This window comes from Mycobacteroides sp. H001 (assembly GCF_001440005.1).
Lineage (GTDB): Bacteria > Actinomycetota > Actinomycetes > Mycobacteriales > Mycobacteriaceae > Mycobacterium > Mycobacterium gwanakae.
On sequence record NZ_LJYH01000032.1, the window covers coordinates 93,399 to 111,601 of the forward strand.

Consider the following 18,203-nt stretch of genomic DNA (forward strand, 5'->3'; position numbering starts at 1 on the left):
TAGGCGAATGTTGGAGTCTGAAGACGGGGCATTACCGCTTTCGCGCGGACAATTGGATATCTGGCTTTCCCAGGAAAGCGGTCTCGTCGGTGCGGAGTGGCAGCTTGGCCTTCTGGTTCGAATCGAAGGAAAAGTAGAACGAGTTCTACTTGAGCAAGCCGTCCGCCAGGCAATCAATGAAGCCGAACCTGCGCGGGCCGCCTTCCTTGAGGTCAATGGTCAGATCGTTCAGAGGGCGATTGACCATTCGGAACTCGTGTTGGACTTCCATGACGTCCGTGATTCAGAAGATCCCGTCGAGCACGCTCGCCAGATCGCCTCGTCGATCCAACGCACATTGATGCCTTTGACCGACCAACTGCTGAAATTCGCGTTGATCCGGACGGCCGACGATCAGTACTACATGTTCGGGCTGTGCCATCACATCAACTTGGACGGCTTGGGCATGGCGATCGTGAGCCGCCGAATCGCATCGATCTACTCCGCGCTGGTCGCGGGGGATCCGATTCCCGACGCCTACTTCGGCACCCTGCAGGAGCTGGTCGAGCTGGAGGCGGAGTATGAAGCCTCCACCGACTACGCAGAGGATCGGGAGTACTGGAGCCGTAACCTTCCGCCGGATAGTGGCCTGGACCCCCGCCCGCCCCATGCCCATGAGGGCCATGAGGGCTACACACCGACAGCTTCGGTTCAGATCGATGACGCGGTAGTCGGCGAAATCAAAGACTTGACAAAGGCTTTGCGTGTTCGCCGGTACTCGGTTATCACGGCCGCCTGTGCGTTGTTGGTGCGCGGGTGGTCCACCAGCGGGTCGGAAGTGGCGCTGGACTTCCCGGTTAGCCGTCGTGTCCGTCCCGAGTCGAAGACGCTTCCGGGGATGCTGGCCGGCGTGGTGCCGCTGGTACTCAGTGCCCCGCCGGAGTCCACGGTCGCCGAATTCTGCCAGCACGTCGATGTGCGCATTCGCGAACTGCTGAAGCATCAACGATTCCCGGCGCATGTCCTGGACGGCGGCGAATTCGGTCTCCGGGGCCCCCGGCAGGCGGGAAATCGCGTCGCCATCAACTTCATCCCCATGAGACTCACCTTGGACCTCGCTGGTGTGCCTGCCACGGCGACGTACACCAACCACGGCCCCATGGGGCACTTCGGACTCTTCTTTATCGGAGCCAGTGACCAACTACTCCTGAGCACCTCGGGCGACGGACTGCCGTTCTCGAAGTTCGGAGTGCCGAACCTCACGGAGCGGTTGCAGCGGCTCTTATCGGAGATGGCGGCCGATCCTGATCGGCGGCTCTCCTCTCTGAATTCCCTGGTCAACGACGAGCTCACGAGCTTGGCTGAGGTTGGCAACAGTGCGGTTCTCGCGGGGCCGCTTGCCACGCGTGTATCGATTCCCGAACTGTTCTCCTCTCAGGTGGCCGCCGATCCCGAGGCTCCGGCGCTGACCTTCGGTGCGCACACTCTGACGTACCGAGAGCTGGACGAGGCCTCCGATGCGCTGTCGGGTCAGCTTGTATCGCAAGGCGTGAGTCCCGGCGACCGCGTTGTCCTGCTGTCGGACCGCTCTGCTCAGGCGGTCATCGGCATACTCGCCGTATTGAAGGCCGGGGCGGCATATCTGCCTATAGACCCCGCGGTACCCGCGTCGCGGCTCGAGTTCATCGTCGGCGATGCGGCGCCGGCGGCCGCGATCACCACAGCCGGGCTCAGGGCGCGACTGGACGGCTTCGATCTGCCGATCATCGACCTTGACCCCTCCGCTGCCGAGACGGAGCCCTCGGCTCCCGCGCCGGGTGCTCGACCAGATGACATCGCCTACATCATTTACACCTCGGGAACAACGGGAGCGCCCAAAGGCGTGGCCGTCACTCACCACAACGTCACCCAGCTGATGTCGTCGCTGGATGCCGGCCTACCAAACCCTGGCGTATGGCCCCTGTGCCATTCTCTGGCGTTCGACGTTTCGGTATGGGAGATCTGGGGGCCGTTGCTGCGCGGTGGTCGGCTTGTGGTCGTCCCCGAATCGATCACGGGCTCACCCGCGGACTTCCACGACGTGCTGGTCGCCGAACAGGTCACCGTACTTACGCAGACTCCGTCGGCTGTGGCCATGCTTTCCCCGGAAGGCCTGGAGTCCACGGCGCTCGCGGTGGTCGGTGAGGCGTGCCCTGCCTCGGTCGTGGAGCGGTGGGCTCCCGGGCGGGTGATGATCAACGCGTACGGTCCGACCGAGACCACGATGTGCGTGGCGATCAGTGCGCCGCTGGTGGCAGGGGCGCCGGATTCCGCCGTCCCCATTGGCGCGCCGGTACCCGGCGCGGCGCTCTTCGTGTTGGACACGTGGATGCAACCGGTGCCTGCCGGCGTCGTCGGAGAACTGTATGTGGCCGGTGAGGGCGTCGCCTCCGGATACATCGGTCGTTCCGATCTGACGGCCTCCCGCTTTGTGGCATGCCCCTTCGGGCAGCCCGGTACCCGCATGTATCGCACCGGGGACCTGGTCTCGTGGGGCGACGACGGACAACTGCAGTATCTGGGCCGGGCCGATGAGCAGGTCAAGATTCGCGGATACCGTATTGAACTCGGTGAAGTCCAAGCGGCGTTGAGCGCACTCGACGGAGTGGACCATGCCGCCGCGATCGTCCGGGAAGACCGGCCAGGAGACAAACGTCTCGTCGGCTACGTCACCGGGACCGTCGACCCCGCCGAAGCGCGCAGCACCTTGGCGAAACGCCTTCCGCCCTACATGGTTCCCGCGGCGGTGGTGGTGCTTGAGACATTGCCTTTGACGTCCAACAACAAATTAGACACCCGCGCATTGCCGACTCCCGAATATGGCGGACTGGGGGCCGACTACCGCGCCCCCGCCACCGCCGTCGAGGAAATTCTGGTCGACGTCTACGCCCAGGTGCTCGGTGTCGATCGTGTCGGCGTCGACGACTCCTTCTTCGATCTGGGCGGCGACAGCATCCTCTCGATGCAGGTGGTCGCGCGCGCCCGGGCGGCGGGTGTGCTGTGCCGACCGCGCGATGTCTTCATCGAACAGACGGTGTCGCGGCTGGCCGCTGTCGTCGAAATCTCCGGTGGCGAAGCCGATGTGGTGGACGAGGGTCTCGGACCCGTAGAAGTCACGCCGATCATGCACTGGCTGCGCGGTGTGCAGGATTCGGCGGGCGCGATCGACGAGTTCAACCAGACACTCGTGGTTCAGGCACCCGCGGCCGTGTCTGAGGACGACGTGGTTTCGGTATTGCAGGCATTGCTGGATCGCCACCCCACCCTGCGGTTGCGTGCCACGGACAACGATGGCGAATGGTCGCTGCTCGTCCCGGAGGAGGGGGCGATAGACGCCCGCGACTGCCTACGCGTCGTTGACTCGTTATCGGATGAAACGTTGGTGGCGGTACGTTCTCGGCTGAACCCGGCCACCGGAACGATGCTCAGCGCGGCGTGGATTCCCGACACCAAGCAGCTGGTGCTGGTGATTCACCACCTGGCTGTCGACGGTGTTTCGTGGCGAATTCTGTTGGAAGACTTGAATATCGCGTGGGCGCAGCATCACAGTGGAGCCGATGTGGTGCTACCGGCCGGTGGAACGTCTTTTGCCCGCTGGTCTTCACTGCTCTCCGAACACGCGCGGTCCACGGACGTGGTGGCGCAGGCCGATGTGTGGAAAGAGGTGCTGACCGCGCCTGCATACGTGCCCGCGGTTCAGCCGGCCACCGACACGTACGCCAACGCTGGACGTCTGTCCTTGTCATTGGATGCCGAGACCACTCGGCATCTGCTGGGCGAGGTACCCGCGGCGTTTCATGCTGGGGTGCAAGACATTCTGCTCATCGCCTTCGGGCTGGCCTGGAACGAGTTCCTGGGCGCCGGGGGCGCGCCGATCGCGTTCGACATCGAGGGGCACGGGCGCCAGGAAGAAATCGGCGAATCCGTGCACCGTCGCATCGACCTGTCGCGCACCGTCGGGTGGTTCACCACCAAGTACCCGGCGGCCTTGGCGGTAGGGGAGCTGTCGTGGGCGCAGGTGACAGCGGGCGAGTCGGCCCTCGGTCAGGTGATCAAGGCGGCCAAGGAGCAGCTGCGTGCGCTGCCAGATGGGCTGACCTATGGTTTGCTGCGTTATCTGAACGCCGATATCGGGCTGACCGGGTCGGAGCCGACAATCGGGTTCAACTATCTCGGGCGCCTGGGTGCGGGAGCGGCTGACCTCTCCGAGGACTTCTGGCGGATAAGCCGCGAGAGCCTGTCGATGACCGATGTGGCTGCGGCCATTTCGATGCCATTGGCCCACTCGGTGGAGCTCAACGCCGGGATCGTCGAGACAAATTCGGACGCCGAGTCCGGACCAGAACTTCGGGCCAATTGGACCTGGGCGCCTTCGGCTTTGGACGACGCACAGGCCGCACGTCTCAGTCGGTTGTGGTTCGAGGCTCTCAGCGGGATCTGCGCTCATGTGCGTTCCGGCGGAGGCGGCCTGACGCCGTCTGATCTGGTGCCTGCACGCTTGACTCAGCAGCAGATCGACGCGTTGGTGCAGCAGTACGAAGTTGCCGACGTGCTGCCGCTTACCCCGCTGCAGCAAGGCCTGCTGTTCCAGGCGGGATTTGCTGAGGCCACCGGGGACTCCGTCGAGGACGACGTCTACTCGGTGCAGTTGGGTCTCACAGTCACAGGTCCCCTGAACGCGAGCCGCTTGCGTGATGCGGTGTACGCGGTGGTGAAACGCCACCCGAATCTGGCCGCCCGCTTCAGCGAGGAGTATGGGGAGCCGGTACAGGTCATCCCTGCAGAGCCTGTGATCGCTTGGCAGCATGCCGAATTGGTTGGCGATGTCGATCAGCAAGTCGAGCAGCTGTGTGCGGCCGAACGTGCGGCGGTCTGCCGGATCTTCACCGAGCCGGTTTTTCGGGCGACGCTCATCTCCGGGCTCGGTGGCCCCGCGGAAAGCCGGCATCGGCTCGTGTTGACCGCTCACCACATCGTGATCGATGGCTGGTCGCTGCCCATCCTGCTGCAGGAGATATTCGGTGCCTATTACGGGCAGCGTCTACCGTCGCCTGCGCCGTACCGAAACTTCGTCACCTGGTTGGCAGCGCAGGATCGCGTTGCGGCGCAAAGAGCATGGGGTGTGGCACTCGACGGTTTCGAGACCCCGACGCTGGTTGGTTCGCTTGCCTCATCGGGTCGCAGGGGCTCGGAGTCGTATCGGATTTCGGAGCAGATATCCCGCGCACTGTCCGAATTGGCACGTGCGCAGCGCACCACCGTGAACACAGTGCTGCAGGCCGCGTGGGCGCAGGTGCTGACCTGGTTGACCGGGCAGCACGATGTCGCATTCGGCACTGCGGTGTCGGGCAGGCCCAGCGACCTCGCTGGCGCGGAATCAATGGTCGGTCTGTTGATCAACACGGTGCCGGTGCGGGCAAACATCAACGCGGCCAGCACTGTTGCAGATCTGCTGGATCAGTTGCAACGTGCCCACAACGACACCGTGGAGCACGAGCACCTGGCGCTCAACGAGATTCACCATGCGATCGGCCTCGACAGGCTCTTCGACACGTTGTTCGTGTACGAGAATTACCCGATCGACATCGGCGCACAGCTGGGTGTGCAGGAGCTGGCCATCACCGACTTCAGCAGCCGTGAATACAACCATTATCCGTTGTCGGTTGTGGCCATGCCGGGCCATGAGCTGGGCTTGCGGGTCGAATTCGATACCGATGTATTCGAATTGGCCACGATCGAGATCATCGTTGACAGGTTCCGTCAGGTGCTGGCGGCCATGATCGCGGACCCGGCCACCCGGCTGTCCTCGATCGACCTGCTCGATGCCGGTGAGCACGACCGATTGGATGCGTGGGGTAACCGCGCGGTGTTGACCCGCCCGGAACTGGCATTGACGTCGATCCCAGAACTCTTTGCCGCACAGGTGATACGGGCGCCGGAAGCAATCGCGATCACCTGTGGTGAACGTTCCTGGAGCTATGGCGAATTGGATGCGACCGCCAACAGGCTGGCGAATCATCTGGTCAGCCGTGGAGCCCACCCGGGTGAGCGGGTTGCGCTGTTGCTCCCCCGTACCGGGGAGGCGATCGCGGCGATCTTGGCCGTACTGAAGACCGGCGCGGCATATCTGCCTATCGACCCCGCGCATCCGGATTCCCGGGTGGAGTTCGTGCTGGGCGATGCGGCGCCGATCGCCGCCGTCACGACGGCGGACCTGCTGCCGCGACTGGGCGCGTCCGGGATACCCGCCATCGATATCAACGATCCCGCCGTGGATCGGCAATCTGACGTGGCGTTGCCCGTCCCCGCTGTCGACGACATCGCCTACATCATCTACACCTCGGGAACCACCGGCGCGCCCAAGGGCGTGGCGGTTACCCATCGCAACGTCGCGCAGCTGCTGGAATCGCTTGACGCAGAACTGGATCTGGGACAGGTCTGGACGCAATGCCACTCCCTGGCCTTCGACTACTCGGTATGGGAAATCTGGGGCGCGCTGCTGTACGGGGGCCGGCTGCTCATCGTGCCCGACGCGGTTGTCCGTTCCCCTGAAGATCTGCACGCCATGCTTGTCAGTGAACAAGTCAGCGTCCTGAGCCAAACTCCTTCGGCCTTCTACGCGTTGCAGACAGCCGATGCGATGCAACCGGAAGTGGGACAGCAGCTCAAGCTGCAGACGGTGGTCTTCGGCGGCGAGGCACTTGAACCGCAGCGTCTTTCGCCCTGGTTCGACAGCCATCCCGGGCTTCCGCGGATGATCAACATGTACGGCATCACCGAGACGACGGTGCACGCATCGTTCCGTGAGATCGGGAGCGGAGACGTCGATAGCAACAGCAGCCCGATCGGCGTGCCGCTGGAGCATCTGGCCTTCTTCGTGCTGGACGGCTGGCTCCGGCAGGTGCCGGTGGGTGTGGTCGGTGAGCTGTACGTGGCGGGGTCCGGCCAGGCGAGTGGATACCTGGGGCGTTCGGACCTGACGACAACACGTTTCGTCGCATGCCCGTTCGGGGCGCCCGGCTCGCGGATGTACCGCACCGGCGACCTGGTGCAGTGGGGCGAAGACGGTCAACTGCGGTATGTGGGACGCGCCGACAAGCAGGTGAAGATCCGTGGGTACCGCATCGAACTGGGTGAGGTACACGCGGCACTGGCGCGTGTGGAAGGCGTGGATCAGGCAGCGGTGATCGCGCGCGAAGACCGCCCCGGCGATAAGCGGCTGGTGGGTTACATCACCGAATCAACCAAGGGCACCCTGGATCCCGCCGCGGTGCGCGCAGTGCTGGCCGAGCGACTGCCCGCCTACATGGTTCCGGCGGCCGTCGTGGTCCTGGGCACCATGCCGTTGACAGTCAACGGCAAGCTCGACACCCGGGCGCTACCGGCACCGGAGTATCAGGACGCCGACCACTATCGGGCGCCCGAGGATGCTGTCGAGGAGATCCTGGCCGGCATCTATGCGCAAGTGCTCGGTGTCGAACAGATCGGCGTCGACGATTCATTCTTCGACCTTGGCGGAGACAGCATTTCGTCGATGCAGGTGGTTGCCCGTGCACGCGCCGCCGGTCTGCTGCTGCGGCCACGTGACATCTTCGTCGAGCAGACCGTCTCGCGGCTGGCTCAGGTCGCGGTGTTCGCCGATGGCGAGACGGCTCTTGTCGACGCGGGCACAGGCCCGGTGGTGGCCACGCCGATCATCCGGTGGCTGCATGGGCTCGGCGGCAAGGTCGACGAGTTCAACCAAACCGTGGTGCTGCAGGCCCCCGAGGGAGTGGCCGACGACGACGTGGTCACTGTGCTGCAAGCCCTGTTGGACCGACACGCCACCCTGAGGCTGCGCGCCGAAGACAGCGACGGCGAATGGTCGCTTCTGGTTCCGGAGGCAGGGGCGGTAGACGCACGCGAGTGCCTGCTTACCGTGGACGTGCTTACCGATGAGGCGCTGCGTCAGGCGCGGTCGCGTCTGAATCCTGCCACCGGTTCGATGCTGAGCGCACTGTGGGAGCGCGGCAGCAGTCGGCTGGTGCTGATCGTTCACCACCTGGCGGTGGATGCGGTGTCATGGCGCATCTTGTTGGAAGACCTCAACATTGGCTGGGCACAGCATCACGGTGGACAGCCGGTGGAACTGCCGCCGGGAGGAACATCATTTGCCCGGTGGGCGACACTGCTCGACCAGCACGCACGCGCCGCCGACGTGGTGGCGTTGGCCGACGCCTGGCGCCAGGTAGAGGCGATCCCGGCCGCGTTGCCTGCGGCGCACCCCACGATGGACACCTATGCCAGCGCGGGACAGTTGTCGGTATCGCTGGACGCCGATCTCACCCGGGAACTGCTGGGAGAGGTGCCCGCGGCGTACCACGCCGGGGTCCAGGACATCTTGCTGATCGCTTTCGCCTTGGCGTGGAACGAGTTCCTCGGGTCGGGTGGAGCCCCGATCGGCATCGACGTCGAGGGTCACGGTCGGCAGGAAGAGTTCGCGGGCGATGCGGATCTGTCCCGCACCGTCGGCTGGTTCACCAGTAAGTACCCGGTCTCGTTGGCAGTGGGTGAGCTGTCCTGGGCGCACATAGTGGCCGGTGACTCCGCACTGGCGCCAATCATCAAGGACGCCAAGGAACAACTGCGCGCGTTGCCGGACGGAATAACCTACGGACTCTTGCGGTACCTGAACCCCGACGCAGGCGTCGGGGGACCGGACCCGGCGATCGGGTTCAACTACCTGGGCCGCCTCGGCGCCGGCGGTGCAGATCTGTCCGAGGATCTCTGGCGGATAGACCCGGATGGGGTGTCGATCACGGCCGCGGCGACCTCGGTCCCAACTCCGTTGGGGCACACCGTCGAACTCAATGCCGGCGTGATGGAAGGTGCCGGGCCCGACTCGGGTCGCTTGCACGCGACATGGACGTGGGCGCTTTCGGCGTTGAGTCACGACCAGGTTGACCGCATCAGCCGGCTCTGGTTCGACGCGTTGGCCGGGATCTGCTCGCATGTGCGCACCGGTGGCGGCGGACTGACTCCGTCCGATGTCGCTCCGGCGCGACTGAGTCAGTCACAGATCGACCAGCTGCACGAGCAGTATCAGATCGCCGATGTGCTGCCGCTGACGCCGCTGCAGCAGGGGCTGTTGTTCCACTCCAATCTGGCACCGGAAGCGATGGACGGCAGTGACGATCTCTACGCGGTGCAGCTCGATGTCGCCCTGAGCGGCCCGCTCGATCCGAAGCGGCTCCAGGAGGCCGTGCACACCGCGATCAAGCGGCGCCCGAACGTCGTTGCCACGTTCTACGAGGAATTCGGCGAACCGATACAGCTCATCCCCGCCGCTCCCGAACTCGCGTGGCAGTACATCGAGTTCGACGCGGACGGTGGCCTGGACGTCGAGCAACAGGTCGACCGGCTCTCCGCCGCAGAGCGGGCTGCGGTCTGCGACCTCGCCGGACAACCGGCTTTCCGGGCCGCGCTGGCCCGAACCGGGGAGGACCAGTACCGGTTCGTGCTGACCAATCACCACATCGTTCTCGATGGGTGGTCCAAGCCGATCCTGCTGCAAGAGATCTTCGCCAGCTACTTTGGCGAGCGGCTTCCGGCGCCGGTGTCGTACCGCCGGTTCGTCACCTGGCTGGCCGCACAGGACAACAGCGGCGCACGGTCGGCCTGGCGTGAGGTGTTCGAAGGTTTTGAGACCCCGACACTCGTCGGTCCGCCCGGCCGGATAGTGCTGGGTCGACGTGGGGTGGAGTCCTTCGAGGTGTCCGCTGAGACCACACAGGCACTCGGTGAACTCGCACGCTCCTGCCGCACCACGGTCAGTACGGTGTTGCAGGCCGCATGGGCGCAGCTGCTGATGTGGCTCACAGGCCAAAACGATGTCGCGTTCGGCACCGCGGTGTCGGGCAGGCCCAGCGATCTCGTCGGCGCCGAATCGATGGTCGGTTTGTTGATCAACACCGTGCCGGTCCGCGCGACCATCACGCCGACCACCACCATCGCAGACCTGTTGAACCAGCTGCAGGGTGCCTACGGAGACACGCTGGAACATCAGCACCTGGCGCTCAACGAGATTCACCATGCTGTCGGGCACGATCAGCTGTTCGACACTATGTTCGTCTACGAGAACTACCCGATCGACACGGCTGCACTATCGCGTGTGCACGAGTTGTCCATCACCGGGTTCAGTAATCGTGAGTACAACCACTACCCGCTCGCGGTGCAAGCCACACCGGGCCACGAGCTGGGACTCCGCGTCGAATTTGACACTGACGTCTTCAACGCCGTCCGAATTGGAAAGTTGGTCAAGAGGTTCCAGCGTGTGCTGGAGGCCATGACATCCGATGTCAAAGGGAACAAGAAGGAGCCCGCATGAGCGCCGATCCCACCCGGACTTTGTTGTCGATGGATCTTCTCGACGACGACGATCACGACCGGCTCGACGAATGGGGTAACCGCGCGGTGCTCACCGAGCCCACCGCCGAACCCGTCGCGATCCCGGTGCTGTTCGCGGTCCAGGTGGAGCGCGCGCCGGAGACCGTCGCGCTGGTATGCGGGGACAGGTCCTGGACCTATCGCGACCTGGATCAGGTCACCAACCGCATCGCCCATCTGTTGGCGGGCAATGGAGCCGGCCCGGGAGAGGTTGTGGGACTGCTGGTTCCGCGCTCGGGCGAGGCGATCATCGGGCTGTTGGCGGTGCTGAAGACGGGTGCTGCCTATCTGCCCATCGACCCTGCCCATCCGGACGAGCGCATCAAGTTCATGGTGTCGGACGCCGAACCGGTGGCGGTTCTCACCACGGCCGACTTGAGCTCGCGATTCGATGGACTCGATGTGCGGGTCACCGAGATCGACGATCCCCTGATCGACGGCCAGCCCAGTTCCGCGCTCCCCGCCCCGGAGCCCGATGACCTTGCGTACATGACCTATACCTCGGGCACGACCGGGGTTCCCAAAGCGGTTGCGGTCACCCACCACAACGTCACCCAGTTGGTGGACGCGGTGCGCGCGGATCTGCCGGCCGGACCCGGCCAGGTTTGGTCGCAATGGCATTCGTTGGTCTTCGACGTTTCGGTGTGGGAGATCTGGGGCGCGCTACTGCACGGCGGACGCCTGGTGGTGGTCCCGGAATCGATCGCGTCCTCACCGGATGAGCTGCACGAGCTGTTGATCAGCGAGAAGGTCAGCGTTCTGTGCCAGACACCTTCGGCCGCAGGGATGTTGTCGCCTGAGCGGTTGGAGTCGACGACGCTCATCGTCGCCGGTGAAGCCTGCCCGACCGAACTGGTGGATCGATGGGCCACCAGCGGACGAACGATGATCAACGCCTATGGCCCGACCGAGGCCACGATTTACGCGGCGATGAGTGGACCGCTGAGGCCGGGTTCGGATGTGGCACCGATCGGTTCGCCGGTGCCCGGGGCGGCGCTGTTCGTGCTGGACAAGTGGCTGCGGCCCGCGCCCGAGGGCGTGGTCGGCGAACTTTACGTCGCAGGCAACGGCGTCGCGCCCGGTTATGCGCATCGCTCGGGACTGACCGCATCGCGGTTCCTCGCCTGCCCGTTCGGTGGGCCGGGCTCGCGGATGTATCGCACCGGAGATTTGGTGCAGTGGGGTGAGGACGGCCAGCTGCAGTACCTGGGCCGCGCCGATGAGCAGGTGAAGATCCGCGGGTATCGCATCGAGCTGGGTGAGATCCAGGCGGCACTGGCCCGCCTGGATGGAGTCGAGCAGGCGGTGGTGATCGCCCGCGAGGACCGTCCCGGCGACAAGCGCCTTGTCGGCTACATCATGGGGAGCGCCGACCCGGTGGAGGCGCGCACCGCACTGGCCGAAAGGCTCCCGGCGTACATGGTTCCGGCCGCAGTGGTGGTCCTGGAGACGCTGCCCCTGACAGTGAACGGCAAGCTGGACAAGCGTGCTCTTCCCGCACCCGAATATCGCAGTGTCGGTACGGATTACCGCGCACCGACCGGACCTGTCGAGAAGATCCTGGCCGATATCTACGCCCAGGTTCTCGGAGTCGATCGCGTGGGCGTCGACGAGTCGTTCTTCGATCTCGGTGGCGACAGCATCCTGTCGATGCAGGTGGTGTCGCGGGCGCGGGCGGCCGGGGTGGTGTGCCGGCCACGCGACATCTTCGTCGAACAGACCGTCAGTGGGGTAGCGGCGGTGGCCGTGCTCTCGGACGGCCAGTCCGGAGTCGTCGACGAGGGCATCGGCCCGGTGTCGGCTACGCCGATCATGCACTGGTTGCACGGCGTACAAGGTCCCACCGACCAGTTCAATCAGACGATCGTGCTGCAGGCTCCCGCCGGGGTGACCGAGGACGACGTCGTCGTCGTGCTGCAGGCGCTGCTGGACCGGCATGCCACCCTGCGGTTGCGTGCCGAGGACAGCGATGCTCCCGATGCCGACGTGTGGTCGCTGACCGTCCCGGAGAAGGGGGCGGTGAACGCGCGTGATTGCCTGCGTGTCGCCGAGACCTTGTCCGATGCAGAGTTGGTGGCGGCCCGCGCGCAGCTGAATCCGGCCGCGGGCGCTGAGCTGAGTGCGGTCTGGATCCCCGAGACCCGGCAGCTGGCCCTGATGATTCACCACCTGGCCGTTGACGGTGTGTCGTGGCGAATTCTTTTGGAAGACTTGAACATCGCCTGGGCGCAGCACCATGGCGGGCAACCGGTGGAGTTGCCGACCGGAGGGACCTCGTTCGCCCGCTGGGCGTCGCTGCTCGACGCGCACGCACATTCGGACGACGTGCTCGCAACGGCCGACACCTGGCGAGAGGTGACCGCGGTTCCCGCGCCATTACCTGCCGTGCTGCCCGAGCTGGACACCTACGCCACTGCCAAGACGTTGTCGGTATCGCTCGATGCCGAGACCACCCGCGAGTTGCTCAGTGAGGTCCCGGCTGCGTTTCACGCTGGCGTGCAAGACATCCTGCTGATCGCTTTCGGGCTGGCGTGGAACGAATTCCTGGATTCGAATGTGGATTCGGTCGGCATCGGCGTCGAGGGTCATGGGCGTCACGAAGAGCTGGCAGACGATGTCGATCTGTCGCGTACCGTCGGCTGGTTCACCACCAAGTACCCGGTGGCGTTGAGCGTACGGGGTCTGTCCTGGCAGGAAGTTGCCGGTGGAGCTGCGGAATTGGGGCCAATCATCAAGGGCGCCAAGGAGCAACTGCGCGCACTTCCCGATCCGTTGACCTATGGGCTGCTGCGCTACCTGAACCGCGATGTGGATCTGGCCGCGCCGGAGCCGGTCATCGGGTTCAACTATCTCGGGCGCCTCGGTGCCGGGGCAGCCGATCTCGGGGACGACCTGTGGCGGATCAACGAGGACAGCTTGACCTCGACCAGCGTGGCGTCTTCGGTGTCGATGCCGCTGATGTACACGGTGGATCTCAATGCCGGAATCGTGGAGGGTGGACTTGGTGACGAATCCGGCGCGCATCTGCGGGCCGGGTGGACATGGGCGCCCTCGTCGGTCACCGAACCCCAGGTGCAGCGGCTGAGTCAGCTGTGGTTCGAAGCACTCGCCGGAATCTGCGCGTATGTCCGCAACGGCGGCGGCGGATTGACCCCGTCCGATATCGCGCCCGCACAGTTGAGCCAACTGCAGATCGATGAGCTGCACGAACAGCACAACATCGTTGATGTGCTCCCACTGACGCCGATACAGCAGGGTCTGCTCTTCCACACCACTTTCGCCCGTGCGGCCGGCGTACTGGAGGACGAGGCAGCTGGAGTCGACTTCTATGCGGTGCAGCTCGACATCACGGTGACCGGTCTGGTCGACCAGCTCAGGCTCCGCGACGCGGTGCACTCAGTGGTGCGCCGTCACCCCAACCTGGCGGCCCGGTTCTGCACTCAGTACGGAGATCCGGTACAGGTGATTCTTGCCGATCCGGTCATCGCATGGCGATACCTCGACCTTCGTGGGGACGATCTGACTCCTGACGAAGAGATCCAGCGGCTCTGCGCCGCCGAGCGTGCCGCGGTCTGTGACCTTGCCGATCGACCGACGTTGCGCGCGGCGCTGATTCGCACCCAAGGGAACAAGCACCGGTTCGTGCTGACGTTCCACCACGTCGTCATCGACGGCTGGTCGTTGCCGATCCTGTTGCAGGAGATCTTCGCGAGCTACTTCGGGCATCGGCTCCCGGCGCCGTCCTCATACCGCAATTTCGTGAGCTGGCTGGCAGAACAGGATCGTGACGCAGCGCGCTCGGCTTGGGGCACGGTGTTGGAGGGCTTCGACACTCCCACGCTCGTCGCACCGCCCGCGCCCCCGGGTGCCAGAGGTATCGAGTCCTATCGGGTGTCGGCTGAGACCACGCAGGCCCTCGCCGATCTCGCGCGGTCGCAGCACACCACGATCAGCACGGTGCTGCAGGCCGCCTGGGCGCAGCTGCTCATGGTGGTGACCGGACAGCACGACGTCGCATTCGGTACGGCGGTTTCGGGCCGGCCCGCCGAGTTGGCCGGGTCCGACTCGATCGTGGGTCTGCTCATCAACACGGTGCCGGTGCGGGCGCGCGCCACCGCGACCACCACAGTCTCAGAGCTGTTGGCGCAGTTGCAGAGTGCCCACAACGACACCATCGAGCATGAACATCTGGCCCTCAACGAGATTCACCACATCGCGGGTCACGAGCAATTGTTCGACACCCTCTTCCTGTACGAGAGCTATCCGATTGACACCAGCGCGTTCACGGGTGTGCAGGAGTTGGCGATCACCGAGTTCGTCACGCGCGAGTACAACCACTACCCGCTGTCGGTGATGGCGTTACCCGGTCATGAGTTGGGAATTCGCGTCGAATTCGACACCGACAAGTTCGATTCGACCCAGATCGAGGCCGTATTCGAGCGGTTCGAGCGGGTGCTGACGTCGATGGTTGCCGATGCCTCGCAACGGCTCTCGGCACTCGATGTGCTGAAGGCCAGCGAGCACCAACAGCTTGATGGCTGGGGCAATCGCAAGGTGCTGGCGCGGGGGCCGGAGCCGGTGCTGTCGATTCCGGAGTCGTTCGCCGAGCAGGTCAATCGTGCCCCGGAGGCGGTGGCGCTGACGTTCGAGGGCCGCTCGACGACGTATGGCGAGTTGGACGAGGCCGCAACGAGATTGGCGAATCTGCTGGCGATCTATGGTGCCGGTCCGGGTGAGTCGGTGGCGCTCTTGATGCCGCGCTCCGACGACGCGATCGTGGCGATCCTCGCGATTCTCAAGACCGGAGCGTCGTATCTGCCGATCGATCCCTCGGTGCCGGATACACGACTGGAGTTCATGCTGTCCGACGCCGTGCCGGTCGCGGCTGTCACGACCGCCGAGCTGCGCGCACGGTTTGACGGATCCGGAGTCTCCGTCGTCCAGTTCGATGATGCCGAAGACGACCCCACCGGCGCGATTTACGGCCATACGCCGCTGCTCACCCCGGCACCCGATGACATTGCGTACACGATTTACACGTCGGGAACGACCGGTGTTCCCAAGGGTGTGGCCATTGCGCACGCCAATGTGACTCAGGCCCTTAAGTTCCCGCTCACTCACATGCCCACCGGGCCGGGCGAGGTGTGGACGCAGGCAGGGTCTCTTGTCTTCGACATCACCGTGTGGGAGATCTTTGGTGCACTGCTGCACGGTGGCCGGTTGGTGATCGTTCCGGATTCGGTGGTGCGGTCCCCGGACGATTTCCGTGATCTGCTGATCCGGGAGAAGGTCACCGTCCTGTTCCAAACCCCCTCGGCGGTCGGAATGTTGTCCCCGGAAGGTCTGGACAACATGACGCTGGTTGTCGCGGGTGAAGCCTGCCCCACCGAAGTGGTGGACAAGTGGGCACCTGGCCGGGTGATGATCAACGGCTACGGTCCGACCGAGACCACCATCTATGCGACGTTCGGCGAGTTGATCGCCGGATCGGGTGTGGTGCCGATCGGTGTTCCGGTGCCCGACGCCGCGCTGTTCGTCCTGGACCGGTGGATGCGTCCGGTGCCGCCGGGTGTGGTCGGCGAGTTGTATGTGGCCGGACTTGGCGTCGGCATCGGTTATGTCGGCCGTGCAGGGCTGACCGCATCGCGGTTCACGGCATGCCCGTTCGGGGAGCCGGGGGCGCGCATGTATCGCACCGGGGACTTGGTGCGCTGGGTCGCCGGAGGCCAGCTCGAGTACCTGGGCCGTGCCGATGAGCAGGTCAAGATTCGCGGTTTCCGCATCGAACTCGGTGAGATCCAGGCCGCCCTGGCCGACCTGGACGGGGTAGAGCAGGCGGCCGTGATCGCCCGTGAGGACCGTCCCGGAGACAAACGCCTGGTCGGTTACTTCATCGGGGCCGGTGAGCCCGCCGAACTACGCAGCTCCCTGGCCAAGCGACTGCCGCCCTACATGGTCCCGGCCGCGGTGGTACGGCTGGAGGCGTTGCCGCTCACCGTCAACGGCAAGCTCGACAAGCGTGCCCTTCCGATACCTGAGTACGACGACAGGGCCCGTTACCGCGCGCCTGCCAATGCGATTGAGGAGGCGGTTGCCGGCATCTACGCCCAGGTGCTGGGTGTCGATCGGGTCGGCACCGACGATTCGTTCTTTGATCTGGGTGGCGACTCGATCTCCGCGATGCGCGTGGTTGCCGCGATCAACACGTCGCTCGATGCCCAGCTGGCGGTGCGAACTCTGTTCGAGTCCCCGTCGGTGCGCAGCCTCAGCGTGTATCTGGACGGCGCCGCAAGCTCCGGAGCCAGCGGGCCGACCTATGCGTCGGTGCACGGACCCGGCGCGTTGGAGGTGCGGGCCAGCGACCTCACCTTGGACAAGTTCATCGACGAGGCGACGCTGCAGGCGGCTCCGGCACTGCCGCGTGCCGACGCACGTCCGCGGACGGTGCTGCTGACCGGCGCCACCGGGTTCCTGGGGCGCTACCTCGTGCTGCAATGGCTCAAGGAACTGGAAGATGTTGATGGCACGCTGATTTGCCTGGTGCGTGCCAAGTCTGACGAAGATGCTCGACGTCGTCTCGACAAGACCTTCGACAGCGGCGACGCCGAACTCATCCGGGTTTACGAAGCGCTCGCTGCTGACCGGCTGCAGGTAATCGCCGGTGACAAGGCCGAGCCGGGCCTTGGTCTGGATGATGAGACCTGGCAACGGCTGTCCGGGACTGTCGACCTGATCGTCGATTCCGCGGCGCTGGTCAACAGCGTTCTGCCCTACAGCGAGCTGTTCGGACCCAACGTGGTTGGCACGGCGGAGCTGATCCGGTTCGCGCTGACCTCGAAGCTCAAGCCGTACACGTTTGTGTCGACGGCAGACGTCGGGCGCGAGATCGAGAAGTCAACCTTTGTCGAGGACGCCGATATCCGGCTCATCAGCGCCATCCGTCCTTCCGACGGGAGCTACGCCAACGGGTATGGCAACAGCAAGTGGGCGGGCGAGGTGCTGCTCCGCGAGGCCCACGAGCAGGTTGGCTTGCCGGTCACGGTCTTCCGCTCGGGCATGATCATGGTCGGCACCAGTTACGCGGGCCAGGTCAATGCCTCCGATACGGTCGCCCGAATGGTGCTGAGCATTGTCGCCACCGGTGTTGCGCCCCATTCCGTCTACCGGCTGACCGAGGAAGGCGATCGTCAACGCGCGCACTTCGACGGGCTTCCCGTGGAATTCGTTGCCGAGGCGATCACGACGCTGGGAGGGCGGGCGGCGGGCTCGTCTACCGGAGCGTTCACCGGATTCGAGACGTATCACGTGATGAATCCACATGACGACGGCATCGGAATCGACGAGTACGTCGATTGGTTGATCGAGGCCGGCCACCCGATTGAACGCGTCAGCGATTTCAGTGAATGGGTGGCGCGCTTTGAGGCCGGCCTGCACGCTTTGCCGGATCATCAACGCCAAGGCTCTGTGTTGCAGATGCTGAAAATCTTGCAGGATCACGGCTGGGACGGTCAGCCGCCAGATCCCTCGCGGGGGTCCATGGCACCGGCCGACCGATTCCAGGCCGCGGTGCGAAAGGCCAAGATCGGTTCCGGTCACGACATTCCGCAAGTCTCGGCGCCAATCATCGCCAAATACGCGACCGACTTGCGATTGCATGGATTGCTTTAACGTGCGAGAAATGGTCGGGTTCGTAACGCACGTTGATTCATGATGGCTAAGTTATTTGGGCTGCGTACTACCGGAATGACTAGCGGTCTCAT

General features: G+C 64.7%; 2 protein-coding genes. Both read left to right on the forward strand.

The genetic code is table 11. The annotated features are described in order from the left end of the window. The first annotated feature begins 7 nt into the window (after window positions 1-7). Window positions 8-10,384, forward strand: coding sequence for a non-ribosomal peptide synthetase (locus tag AOT83_RS15010; protein ID WP_081343769.1), 10,377 nt, complete (start codon window positions 8-10; stop codon window positions 10,382-10,384). After that, the gene (locus AOT83_RS15015; protein WP_057964365.1) at window positions 10,381-18,111 is read left to right on the forward strand and encodes a non-ribosomal peptide synthetase; all 7,731 of its coding nucleotides are present in this window, start codon (window positions 10,381-10,383) and stop codon (window positions 18,109-18,111) included. The genes AOT83_RS15010 and AOT83_RS15015 overlap by 4 nt, the downstream gene beginning before the upstream one ends. Window positions 18,112-18,203 lie beyond the last annotated feature (92 nt).

Excerpts from the sequence above, each read along its gene's own strand:
- AOT83_RS15010 (WP_081343769.1), top strand. The coding sequence starts at position 8 with ATGTTGGAGTCTGAAGACGGGGCATTACCGCTTTCGCGCGGACAATTG.
- AOT83_RS15015 (WP_057964365.1), top strand. The coding sequence starts at position 10,381 with ATGAGCGCCGATCCCACCCGGACTTTGTTGTCGATGGATCTTCTCGAC.